Origin of the sequence: Patulibacter minatonensis DSM 18081 (assembly GCF_000519325.1) — a bacterium.
Classification (GTDB): domain Bacteria; phylum Actinomycetota; class Thermoleophilia; order Solirubrobacterales; family Solirubrobacteraceae; genus Patulibacter; species Patulibacter minatonensis.
Genome location: NZ_KI912613.1, coordinates 5,199,874 through 5,216,138 on the forward strand (window position 1 = coordinate 5,199,874; position 16,265 = coordinate 5,216,138).

The following is a 16,265-nucleotide window of genomic DNA, read 5'->3' on the forward strand; positions in this document are numbered from 1 at the left end:
CGGCGCGCCCGGGCCTGGCGGCGCTCCCGGGCCGCACGCGCCGCGGCGGCGGCTCGTGCATCGGCCTCCGCGAGCCGCTCCTTCACCGTGCGGGCCGTGGACGCCGGGGTCGCGACCTCCGCCCCCGCCGACGGGAACGGCCGCAGCGGGGTGGCGGCTCCCGCGGCCACGATCGCGCGGGTCGCCGCCGGGCGGGTCGTCCCCGTCGCGGCCGTCACCCGTGGAGACCGGCGCTCACGATCGGCGTCGCGGTCGTCGGACGCCGATCCTCCCGCGACCACGCCGGCGCCGAGCGCCGCGACGGCCAGGCCGGTCGTGACCGCGATCCCGACCTCGGACACCGCCCCGGTGCTCGCCGGGAGCACGATCGCCAGACGCTCGGCCAGGAACTCGCCGACCCGCGTGCGCGCGGGCGTGGGTGCCCCGCCCCCGCGGCCCGCCCACGGGACCCACGCGACGACGATCGGCGGCAGCACGCTCCAGCGCCCGCCACGCGCGCGCCGGAGACGCGCCCGGCACGCGGTGCAGCGACGCAGGTGCGGGCGGAGCTCGCGCAGGTCCTCCGGCGACGCCGCCCCGGCCGCCAGGCGGTCGATCCGCGGCGCGGCGAGCGCGCACCCCTCACCGGTCGCGATCCCGGTCAGGACCTTGCGCAGGCTCGCGCGGCCCTCCGTGATCGACCGGTTGACCTTGGTCCTGGTCCACGAGAGCTCCTCGGCGATCTCGTCGTAGCTGCGGCCCTCGGCCTGCATCCAGAGCGCGAGGCGCTCCTGCGGCTTCAGCCGGCCCAGGGCCTCGCGGGCGACGGCGAGCTCCTCCTCGCGGACCACGAGGTCGTCCGGGCCGTCGCCACGGTCCGCGAGGACCCGGTCGTCGTCCTCCCCGATCTCGCCGTTCCGGACCCGGCGCTCCCGCACGCGCAGGGCCTCGTTGCGGGCGACCGTGCAGAGCCACCCGCCGACGGTCTCCGGGTCGACCCGGTCGAGATGCCCGAGGAAGCGCTCCGCCGCCGCCTGGACGGCGTCGTGGGCGTCGTCGTCGCAGATCGAGACCCGCCGCGCGACGGCGAACATCGCGGTCGCGTTGGCGGCGAGCTCCCGGGCCGGGTCGATCCCGGGACGCGGTAGCGGCCGCGAACGGCGCCCCGCGGTCGGCTGCGGACGCTCGTCGCCGGCCGCTCCGGGGGGCGCCGACCGGGCGTCCGCAGGAGGCCCGGAGGCCGGTGATCGGGAGAGGTCGGACGGCTGGAGGTCGGGCACGGGAGGAGGGACGCGGTCGGGGTCGCACCGTGAAGACCCCCGGGACCGCATCAAATCACCCCCCGAATCGTGACGCCAGGGGTCCCGGGTCCCGCATCGCCCGTCCGGACGGGATCCGGTCGGCGGGCCTACTCGTCGGCGGCGACAGGCTCGGGCGCCGGCTCGGCGCCGGCCGAGAGCCCCAGCTCGGCCGCGAGCAGCGCGACCTCGTCGGCGTCGGGCTCGGCCGGCACGCCGGCCACGAGGTAGCCGAGCGGCGCCGAGGGACCGGGGCGCAGGTCCCAGTTGCGCAGGCCGAGGTCGAACGCGGCGACGGGCACGCCGAGCGCTCGCGCGAACGCCCCGAACCGCCGCTGGAGCAGGACGGCGTCCCCCGTCAGGAACGCCCGCTTGGCGGCGACCGAGACGGGATCGCGGCCGGCGTCGAGCAGCAGGGACCACGGCGCGGCGTCGAGCAGGCCGAGGCTGCCGAGCGTGACGAGGAACTCGAAGCGCGCGTCGCGGTGCAGGCCCGGGAGCGCGAGCGCACGGAACGCGGCGTCGAACCGCCGCGCCGCGTCGGTGCCGCCGGCGGCGAGCCCCGTGAGCTGACTCCCGACCCGGGTCGACCAGTCGCGGTAGCCCTGCAGGGTCGCGACGCCGCGGTCGTGGGCGTGCGCGCCGCGCGGACCGACGGCGACCGCCTCCAGGACGTCGGGCGCGGGCAGGGCGTCGTCCCGGCGGACGAGCAGGCGGTCGATCTCGCGAAACGGCTCGTCGCCCTCCAGCGGCCCGTAGTAGGCGACCTGGAAGAGGAGCCAGGTGGCCTCCTCGCGGTCGTCGGCGTCGCCGCCGGCCAGCGCGCGGGCCGTGGCGTACGGGCCCGGCGCGTCGCTCGCGAGCCGGTCGAGCCGGACCCGGGCGCGGGAGAGGTGCCCGAGGAGGTCCAGGGCCTCGCCGCTGGAGCGGAGGCCGGGCAGGAGGTCGTGGCTCCAGCCGTCCTCCGCGTGACGGGTCATCTGCTTGACGCGGACCTGGGAGGACGTCGACGCGCGGCGCGCACCCACGGCACCGGCCGCCGCGGTCCTCGACGCGCTGCGCGAGCTCGACGCCCGGCGCGCGCTCGTGATCTTGCCGCTGCTCGACGCCTTCTTCGCCGCGGCCTCCCGAGCGCGACGGCGCTCCCCGAGGCAGACGATGCAGCGGTCTTCACGGCGACCATGACGGCAGAACACCCGCCGATTGTACGGTCGCGACGTCCGACCCGACCGGCGCCCGCGCGGCGGACGCCGTCCGCCACCGGGGAGCCGGGCGGTCAGGCCCCGGCGCGGCCCAGGATGCCGTCGACGAGGAGCGCGCGCAGGACCGCGAGCGCGACGGCGGGGTCGTCTCCCCCGCGCTCCGCGAAGCGCATGGCGATGTCCATCCCGGCCCCCATCACCCCGGCCGCCAGGAGCTCGGTGTCGAGCCCCTCGGCACCGGCGTCCGCGAGCAGGCGGTCGAGGTCCTCCCGGAAGCTCGCGACCACGTGGGTCAGCACGTCGCCCGCCGCGTAGCCGCGGATCGTCCCGGCGTTGCGGCGGAACATCGCCAGCAGGTCGCCGCGCTCCATCAGCAGCCCGAAGTACGCCGCGGCGCCGCGCTCGACGGCCTCGCGGGGCGTGGTGGCCGCCGCGCGGGCGACGGTCATCCGACGGTCGGCCTCCGCCACGTGCTCGGCGATCAGCTCCGACAGGATCGCGTCCTTGTCGGCGTAGTAGTTGTAGAACGTGCCCGACGCCAGCGACGTGCGACGGACGATGTCGCGGACCGTGGTCGCCCCGAACCCGAGGTCGGTGAAGGCCTCGAGCGCCGCGGTGCGGATCTCCTCGCGGTTGGCGGCCTTCGTCTGCTCGCGCTTCCCGAGCGGGACGGGCGCGACCTCGGCGGTGGCGTGGTGCGGGGCGTCGGTCATCGGTCGGCGCTCACCCTAGTGGCTGCCCTGGTCGTCCCGCCACGCCGGGCCGCGCGCGGTGTCGGGACGTCCAGTCCCCGGCACGCGGGCGCGTGGCGGCGGGGCCGGACGCCGCGCCGCCCCCGCTCCGGGAGGGTCGGGCGGACACGACCGGCTCCCGCCGTCGGCGTGCGGATCAGGTGCCCGACAGCGCCGCCGGACGGGCCTTGCGGCCGGCCTGCTGCGCCAGGTACCGGTCGGCGACGCGGGCGCACTGCCGGCCCTCGTTGATCGCCCACACGATCAGCGACTGACCGCGACGACAGTCGCCGGCGGCGAAGACCCCGTCGATCGACGTCGCGTACGTCGGCGCCTTGATGTTGCCGCGCGCGTCGAGGTCCAGCTCGGTGCCCTGGAACGCCTGCGGGTCCGGGTGCAGGAAGCCCATCGCGAGCAGCACGAGCTCGGCGTCCTGCTCCTTCTCGGTGCCCTCGACCGGGCCGAACGGCGGGGCCGGGGCGGCCTGCGCGTAGCGCAGCTTCGCCACGTTGCCCTGGTCGTCGCCGTCGAGGCCGAGCGTGGCGACCGAGAAGTTCTGGACGCCCTTGCCGATGGCGCGGGCCTCCTCCATCGCGTAGCTCAGGCGGAACTTCGCCGGCCACAGCGGCCACGGGGTGCGGTCGTCGGGGCGGCTCGACGGGGGCTCGGGGAGCAGCTCGATCTGGACGACCGACGCGGCCTCCTCGCGGATCGACTGCGCGACGCAGTCGGCGCCGGTGTCGCCGCCGCCGATGACGACGACGTGCTTTCCGCGGGCGCTGATGCCGCGGGGCTCGGGCCGGGGCGCCTGGTGCGGCACGCCCTGCTCGTCCTGCGCCCAGCGGGTGCGCTCGTAGAGGAACTCCATCGCGAAGTGGACGCCGCCGAGCTCGCGCCCGTCGACCGGGAGGTCGCGCGGGACGCGGGAGCCGATCGCCATGACGACGGCGTCGAACTGCTCGCGCAGCTCCTCGACGGTGACGTCGTTCCCGACGTCCACGCCGCAGCGCAGCTCGACGCCCTCGTCGACGAGCTGCTGCACGCGGCGCTCGACGAGGTGCTTCTCGATCTTGAAGTCCGGGACGCCGAAGCGGATCAGGCCGCCGGCGGCCTCGTCGCGCTCGAACAGCGTGACCGCGTGGCCCGCGCGGCGCAGCTGCTGTGCCGCGGCGAGACCGGCGGGCCCGCCGCCGACGACGGCGACCGTCTGACCGGTCTCGGCCGCGGGCGGCTGGGCGGTGACCCAGCCCTCGGCCCAGGCGCGATCGATGATCGTGTTCTCGATCTGCTTGATCGTGACGGCGTCGCCCTCGTTGATCTCCAGCACGCAGGCGGCCTCGCACGGGGCGGGGCAGACGCGGCCGGTGAACTCCGGGAAGTTGTTCGTCGCGTGCAGCTGGTCGATGGCCTCGCGCCAGCGCCCGTTGTAGACGAGGTCGTTCCAGTCGGGGATCAGGTTCCCGAGCGGACAGCCGTTGTGGCAGAACGGCACGCCGCAGGACATGCAGCGGGCCCCCTGCTGCTGGACCTCCTCGACCGGACGTGGAGCGATGAACTCCGTGTACCGCCCGACCCGCTCACGCGGATCGTCCCACTTGACCGGCGAGCGGTCGACCTTCAGGAACCCACCGAGCTCGCCCATCTAGTACTTCTCCTCATCGGTGGTCTGCGGAGCGCCGACGGCCTCCGTGGTCTCGGCCTTCGCGGCACGTGCGCCGACGGCGGCCTCTTCGTGCGCCAGCTGCTCCAGCACCCGGCGGTAGTCCGCCGGGAAGACCTTCACGAAGCGCTGCGAGGCGTGCTCCCAGTCGCCGAGCACGCGCTCGGCCACGGCGGAACCGGTGCGATCCCGGTGCTCCGCGATCAGGTCGCGGAGCTCGATGAGGTCGGCCTCGTCGGGGTCCTCGAGCTGGTCGGCGATCGTCGGGTTGACGTTCCGGCGGAACGTGCCCTGCTCGTCGAGCACGAACGCGAACCCGCCGGACATGCCGGCGCCGAAGTTCCGGCCGACCTCGCCGAGCACGACGACGCGGCCGCCGGTCATGTACTCGCAGCCGTGGTCGCCCACGCCCTCGACGACGGTCGAGGCGCCCGAGTTGCGGACGGCGAAGCGCTCTCCGGCGCGGCCCCGGAAGAACGCGCGGCCCTTCGTGGCGCCGTACAGCACCGTGTTGCCGACGATCTGGTTGTCCTCGGCCACGTACGTCGCGGACTCCGGGGGCGTCACGGACAGCACGCCGCCCGACAGGCCCTTGCCCGTGTAGTCGTTCGCGTCGCCCGAGAGCGAGAACTCGACGCCCGACGCGAGCCAGCCGCCGAAGCTCTGGCCGGCGGACCCGGAGAACGCGATCTTCAGCGTGCCCTCCGGCAGGCCCTCGATGCCCTGGGCCGTCGCGATGCGGGAGCTGATGATGCCGCCCACGCAACGATCGACGTTGCGGATCTTCGACGTCAGCTCGACGGCCTCGCGGCGCTCGACGGCCGGCAGCGCGCCGTCCATGAGCTTCCAGTCGAGGTGGTCGTCGAGGTGACCGGTCAGCTGCGGGTCGATGCCGTACAGCGTCGCGTCCTCGGGGACCTCGGGCCGGTGGAAGAGGTTCGCCAGGTCGACGCCGCGCGCCTTCCAGTGGTCCACCGCCTCGTCGGCCTTCAGGAGCTCGATCCGGCCGACGATCTCGTCGATCGACCGGGCACCGAGGGACGCGAGGATCTCGCGGACCTCCTCGGCGACCATGAGGAAGAAGTTGACGACGTGCTCCGGGGTGCCCTTGAAGCGCTTGCGCAGCTCCGGGTCCTGGGTCGCGATGCCCACCGGACAGGTGTTCAGGTGGCAGGCGCGCATCATGATGCAGCCCGTCGCGATCAGGGGCGCGGTCGAGAAGCCCATCTCGTCGGCGCCGAGCAGCGCGGCGATGACGACGTCCCGCCCGGTCTTCAGCTGGCCGTCGGTCTGCACCCGGACCCGCGAGCGCAGGTCGTTGAGGAGCAGCGTCTGCTGGGTCTCGGCGAGGCCGATCTCCCACGGCACGCCGGCCGAGACGATCGACGACAGCGGCGAGGCGCCGGTGCCGCCGTCGTGGCCGGCGATGACCACGTGGTCGGCCCCGGCCTTCGCGACGCCGGAGGCGATCGTGCCGACCCCGACCTCGGACACGAGCTTCACCGAGACCGAGGCCTCGGGGTTGCCGCAGCGCAGGTCGTAGATCAGCTGCTTGAGGTCCTCGATCGAGTAGATGTCGTGGTGCGGCGGCGGCGAGATCAGCCCGACGCCCGGCGTGGTGTGTCGGACGGAGCCGATGTACTTGTCGACCTTGTGGCCGGGCAGCTGGCCGCCCTCGCCGGGCTTCGCGCCCTGCGCCATCTTGATCTGCAGCTGGTCCGCGTTGGCGAGGTAGTGCGACGTGACGCCGAAGCGGCCCGACGCGACCTGCTTGATCGACGAGCGCTTGCGGTCGCCGTTCGGCTCCGGCGTGAAGCGACGCGGGTCCTCGCCGCCCTCGCCCGTGTTGGAGCGGCCGCCGAGGCGGTTCATCGCGATCGCGAGGTTCTCGTGCGCCTCGGTCGAGATCGAGCCGAGCGACATCGCGCCCGTCACGAACCGCTTGACGATGGCCGAGGCGGGCTCGACCTCCTCCAGCGGCACGGGCTCGACGCCGTCGGTGTCGAAGGCCATCAGGCCGCGCAGCGTGGCCTTGCGGGTGGCGTCGCCGTTGCTCGTGTCCGAGAACTCGCGGAACTTCGCGCGGGCGTCGTCGTCCGGCTTGTCGCGGTCGCCGACCCGGACCGCGTGCTGGAGCAGCGAGATCGTGGTCGGGTTCCACATGTGGTGCTCGCCGTCGCGGCGCCACGAGTACATGCCGCCGACCGGCAGCAGGGCCTCGACGCGGGCGCCGGTCTCGGTCGGGTCGTGCTCGGCGTCGACGATCCAGGCGCGCGCGTGGCGCTCCAGGGTCTCCTCGGCCAGGACCTCGAGCCCGACGCCGCCGATGCGGGACGCCGTGCCGGTGAAGAAGCGGTCCACGAGGTCGGCGTGCAGGCCGACGGCCTCGAAGATCTGGGCGCCCGAGTAGGACGCGATCGTCGAGATCCCCATCTTGGAGATCGCCTTCAGGAGGCCCTTGCCGATGGCCTTGACGACGTTCTTCTGGGCGGTCGCGGCGTCCGTGACGTCGGGGATCCGGCCCTGGGCGACGAGGTCGTCGACCGTGTCGAACATCAGGTACGGGTTGATCGCCGCCGCGCCGTAGCCGAGCAGCGTGGCGAAGTGGTGGACCTCGCGCGGCTCGGCGGACTCGATGACGAGCCCGGCCTCGAGCCGGACGCCCTCGCGCACCAGGTGGTGGTGGACGGCGGCCACGGCCAGGAGGGCCGGGATCGCCACCCGCGAGCCGCTGGCGGCGCGGTCGGACAGGATCAGGACGTTGCGGCCCGCCTGGATCGCGTCGTACGCCTCGTCGCAGGCGTCCGCGATGCGGCGATGGATGCCCTCGGGGCCGTCGGCGACGGGCCACGTGATGTCGATCGTGTGCGACTTGAAGATGCCCTGGTCGACCTGACGCAGGGTCTCCATCTCGTCGTTGCGGAGGATCGGGTGCTTGAGCACCAGGTGGTGCGCGTGCTCCGGGGTCTCCTCCAGCAGGTTCCGCTGCCCGCCGATGGAGGCGGACAGCGACATCACGATGTCCTCGCGGATCGGGTCGATCGGCGGGTTCGTGACCTGGGCGAACAGCTGCTTGAAGTAGCTGAACAGCGGCGGGCGCTTGTCGGAGAGGACCGCGAGCGCGGCGTCGTTGCCCATCGAGCCGATCGGCTCGGCGCCGCCTGACGCCATCGGCGTCAGGAGGACGCGCTCGTCCTCCTGCGTGTAGCCGAACGCCTGCTGCAGCTGCCGGAGGTGCTCGCCGGACTCGTGGACGGCGGTGCGCTTCTCGAGGTCCGAGAAGTGGACGACCTGGTCGCGGTGCCACGCCTCGTACGGGCGCTGCGTCGCGACCTGCTTCTTGACCTCCTCGTCGGAGACCACGCGGTGCTTCTCGAGGTCGACGAGGAACATCTGGCCCGGGGCGAGGCGCCCGAGGCGCTCGATGTTGCTCGGGTGGATGTCGAGCATCCCGGCCTCGGAGCCGAGGATGATCCAGCCGTCCTTCGTCTGCGCCCAGCGGCCGGGGCGCAGGCCGTTGCGGTCCAGCGTCGCGCCGACCGTGCGGCCGTCGGTGAAGAGCACCGCCGCGGGGCCGTCCCACGGCTCCATCATCAGCGAGTGGTACGCGTAGAAGCCGGCGAGCTCGGGCGTCAGGTCGTCCCGGCCCTCGTAGGCCTCCGGGACCATCATCATCGCCGCGTGCGGGAGCGAGCGGCCCGCGAGCATGAGGAGCTCGAGGACGTTGTCGAACGTCGCGGAGTCCGAACCGCCGGGGCGGACGACGGGCTTGATCTTCCCGATGTCCCCGCCGAACAGCGTCGAGTGCAGCTGCGACTCGCGCGCCCGCATCCAGTTGATGTTGCCGCGCAGGGTGTTGATCTCGCCGTTGTGGGCGATCACGCGGTTGGGGTGCGCGCGGTCCCAGCTCGGGAACGTGTTCGTCGAGAAGCGCGAGTGCACCAGGGCGATCGCGGACTTGAAGCGCTCGTCCTGGAGGTCCGGGAAGAACGCCGGCACCTGGGCCGACAGCAGCATGCCCTTGTAGACCAGCGTGCGCGAGCTGAACGTCGACGCGTAGAAGTCGGGCGTCGCGAGCTCGCAGATGCGGCGGATCACGTAGAGCTTGCGCTCGAACGCGTCCTGGTCGTGGTCGAAGCCGGGGCCGGCCTCGATGAAGAGCTGCCGGAAGTACGGGCGGGCCTCGTTGGCCGTCACGCCGATCTCGTCCGGCCGGACCGGGACGTCGCGCCAGCCCAGGACCCGCTGGCCCTCGGTGCGCACGTTCCGCTCGATCATCTGCTCGATGCGGTGGCGGACCGTCGCGTCCTGCGGCAGGAAGCACATGCCGACCGCGTACGAGCCGGGCTCGGGGAGCTCGAAGTCCACGACCGCGCGGAGGAACTCGTGCGGGATCTGGACGAGGATGCCCGCGCCGTCGCCCGTGCGGGCGTCGGCACCGGCCGCGCCGCGGTGGTCCAGGTTCTCGAGCGCCGTCAGGGCCCGCACGAGGGTCTCGTGCTCGGGGACGTTGTCCAGACGGGCGACCATCGCCACGCCGCACGCGTCGTGCTCGTTCCGTGGGTCGTAGAGGCCTTGGGCCGCGGGGAGACGGGTGAATCGGGTCATAGGCAAGGGAGGTGCTCCGCGGGAAGGGCCCGTGGAGGCGATCCGGGGTGGGCGACGAGGCGACCCGGAGGGAACGGCGGATTCTACACCCCCTCCGCGTGGACTCCAATCCGCCCGGGAGCGGTGCGTCGTCGCCAGGCTGGGTACGGTCGAGGAGATGGCATCCGACGTCGACGAGCAGCGCCCGACACGGCTGAGGCCGCTCCGCGACGTCGACCTCGACGCGAAGGCCTGGCGCGGCGTCTACACCCGGGCGTTCGCGTCGTTCCGCGAGCAGGGCATGACCGACTGGGCGGCGACGCTCGCCTACTACGCGGTCCTCTCGATCGTCCCGATCCTCCTCGTCGCCGCCGCGCTCCTGACGCTCCTGGGCGCCGACTCGCTGCCGACGACGATCGCGGACGAGTTCTCGTCGCTCGTCTCCGACCGCACGTCGAGCTCGACCGCCAGCGACAGCGCCAACGCCGTCAAGGGCCTCGTCGAGAACGCCCTGCAGCAGGCCAAGGGCGGCGCCAGCATCGCGCTGGCGGTCTCCGTGCTGCTGGCCCTGAACGGGGCCTCCGGGGCCTTCGCCGCCGCCGGCCGCGCGCTGAACGTCGTCTACCACGTGCCCGAGACCCGCGGCTTCGTCCGCCACAAGGCCGCGGACATCGCGATCGCGTTCCTCGTGATCGTCCTGATGGCGTTCGCCGCCGTCCTCTTCGTGCTCGGCGGGAGCATCGCCGACGACGTCTTCGACGCCCTCGGGCTCGGGAACGCGCCGATCATCTGGCAGATCCTCCGGCTCCCCGTCGGCGTGGCGTCGCTCCTGCTGGTGATCGCGCTGGTCTACGCGCGGGCCCCGGACCTGCAGGAGCCGAAGCTCCGTCTGTTCACCGCCGGGACCGTCACCGCGCTCCTGGCGTGGGTGCTGGCGACCCTGTTCTTCGCCGGGTACGTGAAGTTCGCGGGCTTCGGCAGCGCGTACGGCGCGCTCGGCGGCGCCGTCGTCCTGCTCTTCTGGCTGTGGCTGTCGTCCGCGGCGTTCCTCTTCGGCGCGCAGGTCGAGGCCGAGACGGAGCGGACCCGGCTCCTGCGCGGCGGACCGCCGGCCTCGATGGGCGTGCCGCTCGACGACGACCCGCTCGACGACGACACCACCGACCTGCGCTGAGCGCCCCCGGGGGCCGCGGCTCAGGGCCGCGCGCCCTCGCGGCCGGCGCGGTCGATCTCCGAGGCGACCCGCTCCTGCAGGGCGTCGGTCCGCGCCGCCGGGATCGCGTAGACCGCGGGACGGTCCGGGGCCTCCGCGAAGACGAACACGACGTCCACGTGGGTCGCGCCGGCCAGCAGCGCCGCCAGCGCGTAGACGTCGCGTTGCAGCGCGTAGTGCCCGTCGACCACCGCGGTCGGCGCGCGCCCCGCCAGGCGGTTCGTCTTCCAGTCGACGATCGTCGTGCGGCCGTCGCCCTCGTCGAGCCACAGGTCCACGAAGCCCTGCACCAGCGGCCGGCCGGCGCCGACGTCGAACAGGAACGGCCGCTCGACGTGGCGGCGCTCCTCGGGGGTCGCGACCGCGCGGCGCGCGACGTCCGTCGCCTCGAGGCGGCCGGCGAGGACCACGAGCGCCTCGGCATCGTGCGGGTCCAGCACCCCCAGGCCCGGGGCCTCCTCGGCCAGCACGGCGCGGACGTCCTCGGCGGTGGCGGGGACGCCCGACCCGGCCGGCGGCGACGCGCCCTGCAGGCGGGCCTCCAGCAGGCCGTGCACCGCGACCCCGCGGGTCCGGGCGTCGAGCGCGACGGTCGAGAACAGCGTCGGCGGCGGGGTCGCGGGAAGACCGGCGGGGTCGTCGTCGGCCGGGGCGTCGTCCGGCGCCCGGCGGTCGTGGCGCACGTCTCCGGGATCCGTCTCCAGCCCCAGGCGGTCCGCGAGCGCGCTGTAGCTGACGGGATCGGGCAGCGGCAGGGCGGGCGGGGGCTCCGGCGCGTGCCCGGCCTGCTCCGGGTCCCAGCCGGGTCCGGGGGCCGTGGGGGGCGGGACGGGCATCTCGACGGCGTCGCCCGGCGTGGCGACGACGGCGGGGTCGCGGACCAGCATCCGCACCGTGACGGGCTCCGCGACGGCACCGGAGGGGTCGTGGAGCGGGAGGTCGCGGTCCTCCCCGACGCCCGGCCAGGCCTCCACCGGTGCGGCGATCGGCAGGAGCCAGCGCAGCGGCGCGGTGCGGGGTGCGTCGTCGTGCTCGTCGGGGACCGCGGCGAGCACCTTCGCCTCGTCGAGGCGGTCGAGCACGACGCGGGAGTCGCCGCTGCCCTCGCACGCCCGGGGCCACGTCCCGCAGAGGAGGAGACGCTCCTTCGCACGCGTCACCGCGACGTGGACGAGGCGGCGCTCCTCCTCGGCCTGCGCGCGGTCGGCGGACGCGGCCAGCGCGTCGTAGTCCCAGAGCCGCACGGTCTCCCCCGCGACGCTCGTCCGCAGGCCCACGCGGGTGCTGGCGGGATCGGCGTCGAGGAGGATGCCGGCACGCGAGGCGTTGACCGGCGACCCGAGGTCGCAGCAGACCACCACCGGCCACTCGAGACCCTTCGAGCGGTGGACGGTGGTGATCCGCACGGCGTCGCCGTCCGCGAGCACCGGGGCGTCCGGGCCGTCGCGGTCCGCCTCGATCCGCAGCAGCAGTCGTGCCAGGTCGTCCCCGCGGGCCTCCTGGTCCTCGACCCAGTCGGCGAACGCCTCGACCGCCGCCCACCGCCGGGTGCCGCCGGGGCGCTCGAGGATCGCGGAGCGGTAGGCCTCGTTCGCCCGGAGGTCCGCGACCAGCGCCGACGGCCCCTGCCGCCGGGCCAGTCCGCGGTGCCGGACGAGCGCCATCGCCTGGAGGTCGAGCTCGTCGCGGGCGTCGTCCGGCATGACGTGGACGGCCCGGTGCCCGGGCGTGCCGGTCGTGCGCAGGGTGTCCCACAGCGCGGGGGCCGGACCGCGGGCCTCGCGCGCGGCGTCCAGCGCCAGGCGGTGCTCGGCGGCGAGCGGCACGATCGCGTCGGCCTCGACGCCGGCGGTCGGGAGGCGCAGCGCGCCGAACAGCGCGACGTCGTCCAGCGGGTTCTGCACCGCGCGGAGCCACGCCTCGAGCTCCCGGACCTCGAGCGTCCGCAGCAGCGGGCGCGCGACGACCGGGACGGCGTCGATGCCGCGCTCGAGCAACGCGCGCTCGAGCGCGGCGACCGGGGCGGTGCGGCGCACGAGCACGGCGACGTCCGACGCGCTGCGTCCGGCGGCCACGAGCTCCGCCACGAGGCCGGCGACGTACTCGGCCTCCCCCGCCGCGATCGCGGGCTCGGCGTCGTCGCCGGCGGGGGCCTCGGCGTCGAGCGCGGGCGAGGACGCCGTGCGGGCCGCCGCCGATCGCGGGTCGGTGGCGAGCACGTGGAGCTCAACCGCCGGGGCCTCCCGGGTGTCGGCGGGCGCCCGCCGGTGACCGCCGACCAGCGGCTGGTACCCGTCGTGGCCGGGCATCCCCAGGCGGTTGGCGAGCGCCAGGACGTCGGTCGGGCAGCGGAAGGTCTCGTCCAACAGCAGCCGGCCGTCGCCCTCCGCGGCACGGGTCGCGGCCTCGTCGAAGCCCGCGACGGTCGCGTGCCGGAACCCGTAGATCGCCTGCAGGCGATCGCCGACCTGGAACCGCGCCGCGGGCTCCGACAGGCTCCGGACGAGCTCGAGCTGCACGGGGTTCGTGTCCTGGTACTCGTCGACGAGGACCTGGCGGAACCGCGCCCGCAGCCGGGCGGCGATGTCGGGCCGACGGCGCAGCAGCGCCAGGAGCGCGAGCAGCAGGTCGTCGAAGTCCATCACCGCGCGCTCGCGCTTGAGCCGGCCGTAGGCGCGGGCGGTGGCGACGAGGAGGGCCTCCCGCAGCCGGAGGTCCCGGGCGGCGGCGGGGGCCACGGCGAGCGCGCGGGCCAGGGCGACGGCGTCGTCGATCGCCTCGCGCAGCGCCCCGACCGCGGGGCCCTTGCCGACCCGCGGCTGCCGGTTGGGCATCGCCCACGTGGCGAGGACCTCGGCGGACGGGAGCACCGGATCGGGGGCCTCCGGGTCGCCCGCGTCCGCGAGCACGCCGGAGACCGTCTCGAGCACCATGTCGAGGGCCCGGCGACCGGCGTCGCTCGGCGTCCCCGCGTCGAACGCCTCGCGTGCCTCGTCGGCCGCCGGGGTCGCGGCCGCCCGCAGCGCGCGAAGGACTGCGCGGACCGCGTCGTCGGCCGGCGGCGGCTCCGGCAGCGCCCGACCCTCGGTCGTCGCGGGATCGCGGCCCTGGGTGCGGCGGAGCGCGAGGAGCCCGAGCGTCTCGTCGCGCAGGGCGTCGATCCCCGTGGCCGCGGCCAGCACGAGCGCCGACGTCGCGTCCGCCGGGTGCGCGTCGTCGTCCGGGAGCGGCGCGCCCCCGCGGGCCCGGCGCGGATCCTCCAGCCAGGACGACAGCGCCCGCTCGAACGCCTCGTGCCGGAGCTCGCGGGCGCGCCCCTCGTCGGCGATCTCGGCGTCCGGGTCGATGCCGGCCGCCAGGGCGTACCGGCGCAGCAGCCGCTGGGCGACGCCGTGGAAGGTGCCGATCCACGCGTCCTCCAGCCGCCAGCGCTCCGGCAGCTCGACGTCGCCGCCGACCAGGGCCTCCAGGCGCGTGCGGACCCGCTCCCGCATCTCGGCGGCGGCCTTGTCCGTGAACGTGATCGCGAGGACGGACGACGTCGACAGCGTGTCGTCGCGGTCCAGCAGCCGGAGGTACCGCTCGACCAGGACGCTCGTCTTCCCCGCGCCGGCGCCGGCGGAGACGAGGGTCTCGCCGCGGCGCTCGATGGCCGTCGCCTGGTTGAGGGAGAAGACGTTGCCCGCCTGCCCGGGGTCGGGGAGGTCCCGGCGCAGTCCGCCGTCCTCGTCGAAGAGCCGCTCGTACGCGATCGGCGAGGTGCGGAGGCTCCCGTCCGGCCCGCTCACGGCAGGAGCCTCGCGACCGCCGGGTGGTCGCACTCGCCGGCGTCGCCGTGCACCGACCCCGGCCCCGGGGTGACGGCCCCGGCGCGCAGGGCGGCGACGGCGTCCGCCGCCCGGGCCCGGGCCTCCTCGAGCACGGCACCGACCTCGGCGAGCTCCTTCGGGCCGCCGCGCGAGCCGAGCACCCCGCGCAGCTCGATCCCCGCCGGGGGCCGGGCACCCGGGTCGTGGCCGGAGACCGGCGACGTCGGCTGGTAGAGCGCGTAGGCCACGGGCTCGGCGGCCGTCCCGACCGCGGTCGCGTAGAGCGCGGCCTGCAGCGTCGCCGTCGCGGCCCACCGGCCGGCCCCGACCGCCCCGCCGGCGCCGAGCTTGTAGTCGACGACCCCGCGACCGCGGCTGCCGTCGGGGAGGACGACCCCGTCGACGCGGTCGATCCGGCCGACCGCCTGCGCGCCGTCGCCGAGGTCGATGGCCGGCAGTGCGCCGCCGTCGCCGACGACGGCCTCCGTGGCCTGCAGGGAGGCGGCGGCGTAGCGGCCGGGGAGCTCGGCGAGCAGCGCAGAGACCCCGACGTCGACCCGTCGCAGCAGGACGCGGGCGCGGTGCGCGGGGAGCCCCGCCGTCGCGCGCGGGCCCTCCGCACGCAGCGCCCGGCGTCCGGCGGTGACGAGGGTCGCCGGGTCGAGGTCGCCGTAGGGCACCCCGCCGGCGGCGCACTCCACGAGCGCCGACTCGAGGATCCGGTGCACGAGGTTGCCGTGGCGCTGGGCCTCGGAGTCCGGGGCGTCGTCGCCCGCCCGGGCCAGGTGCTCGACGACCCAGCAGACCGGGCACCGCACGAGGCGCTCGACCTCGCGCACCGCGAACCGGTCGTGGTCCAGCAGGGCGCGCCGCACGGCCTCCCGCCCGGCGGCGTCGAGCTCCGCGCCGAACGGCGCCGCCGACGCGAGCGAGCGACGCCGCCCGGGGCGGACGACCGACGCCCGGCGGACCACCACGGACGGGCGGGCCGGGGCGAGCGCCGCGAGGACGTCCGCGAGGAACGGCGCCGGGGGCAGGGCCTCCCCCGCGTCGGACGCCGTCGGGCGCGAGAGGACGAGGCGGCGGGTGGGACGCGCCACGAGTTCGAGGAACAGGACGCGCTCGGCGGCCAGGCGCGCCACCGGCACCGCGAGCGACGTCCCCCCGGCGCGCGCGAGGACCTCGCGGGCGTCGCGGTCGACCAGGGGGTCCACCGGCTCCGGCGCCGGGAACGCCTGCTCACGGAGGTCGGCGAGGGCGAGGACGGCGACCTGGCGTCCGCGGAGCGCCGGGGGCACGGCGATCTCGAGCCGGCCGGGGCCCGGGGGCTCGCCGACGGGCACGGGCAGCTCCGCGAGCTCGGCCGCGAGCTCCTGGGGTGGCGGGAGCAGGCCGGCGTCGGCACCGGCGAGCGTGCGCAGGGCGACGAGGTGCTCCTTCAGCCGCCGGGCGGCCGCGAGCTCGGGATCGCGGTCCGCCGGGGTGCTCGGCGACGCGAGCAGGTCCTCGAGCATCGGCAGCGCCGTGAGCAGCAGGCCCTCCAGCAGGTGCTCGACGCCGGGGCTGCGGCGGTCGGCCGGGACGGCGCCGAGGAGGTCGAGGCCCTCGAGGGTCGGGGCGAACACGTGCGCCCGCTGCTCGGCGGTCGCGGCGTCCGTCACGCCCTCCCGTCGGAGCGCGAGCGCGAACGCGTCGACCGGCGCGACGTTGGCGAGCGACGCGCCGGCGCGGAGCACCAGGAGGACGTCCTCGGCGTCGCCCGCCCCGGTCCGGATCCGCGCGAGGG

General features: G+C 75.5%; 8 protein-coding genes. 1 reads left to right on the forward strand and 7 read right to left on the reverse strand.

What is annotated here, in order from left to right; genetic code table 11:
* The 5 genes from PATMI_RS33060 to gltB all read right to left on the reverse strand — a co-directional run.
* A partial coding sequence (locus PATMI_RS33060) for a sigma-70 family RNA polymerase sigma factor (RefSeq protein ID WP_169738413.1) occupies positions 1-1,073 on the reverse strand: 1,073 nt, incomplete at its 3' end.
* A 314-nt stretch (positions 1,074-1,387) separates the two neighbouring features.
* Positions 1,388-2,473, reverse strand: a complete 1,086-nt coding sequence (locus tag PATMI_RS0124535) for a hypothetical protein (RefSeq protein WP_026912819.1) — start codon at positions 2,471-2,473, stop codon at positions 1,388-1,390.
* Positions 2,474-2,553: 80 nt separating this feature from the next.
* Positions 2,554-3,192 carry a TetR/AcrR family transcriptional regulator gene (locus tag PATMI_RS35445; RefSeq protein ID WP_051472248.1) on the reverse strand — a complete coding sequence of 213 codons (639 nt, stop codon included), beginning with the start codon at positions 3,190-3,192 and terminating at the stop codon, positions 2,554-2,556.
* Between the two features lie 175 nt (positions 3,193-3,367).
* Positions 3,368-4,852 carry a glutamate synthase subunit beta gene (locus PATMI_RS0124545; protein WP_026912820.1) on the reverse strand — a complete coding sequence of 495 codons (1,485 nt, stop codon included), beginning with the start codon at positions 4,850-4,852 and terminating at the stop codon, positions 3,368-3,370.
* Positions 4,853-9,478, reverse strand: a complete 4,626-nt coding sequence (gene gltB / locus PATMI_RS33070) for a glutamate synthase large subunit (RefSeq protein WP_084270225.1) — start codon at positions 9,476-9,478, stop codon at positions 4,853-4,855.
* A 157-nt stretch (positions 9,479-9,635) separates the two neighbouring features.
* Between gltB and PATMI_RS33075 the strand changes: the two genes are divergently transcribed.
* Positions 9,636-10,631, forward strand: a complete 996-nt coding sequence (locus tag PATMI_RS33075) for a YihY/virulence factor BrkB family protein (RefSeq protein ID WP_051472249.1) — start codon at positions 9,636-9,638, stop codon at positions 10,629-10,631.
* Positions 10,632-10,651: 20 nt separating this feature from the next.
* Here PATMI_RS33075 and PATMI_RS0124560 read toward each other — a convergent pair whose 3' ends face one another.
* Together PATMI_RS0124560 and PATMI_RS38620 are read right to left on the reverse strand one after the other, a co-directional pair.
* A complete protein-coding gene (locus tag PATMI_RS0124560) occupies positions 10,652-14,458 on the reverse strand; it encodes a UvrD-helicase domain-containing protein (protein WP_026912821.1) in 3,807 nt (1,268 codons plus the stop codon).
* Positions 14,455-16,265 (reverse strand): PD-(D/E)XK nuclease family protein (locus PATMI_RS38620; RefSeq protein WP_036726384.1); only part of this gene is annotated, 1,811 nt, incomplete at its 5' end. The genes PATMI_RS38620 and PATMI_RS0124560, both read right to left, overlap by 4 nt.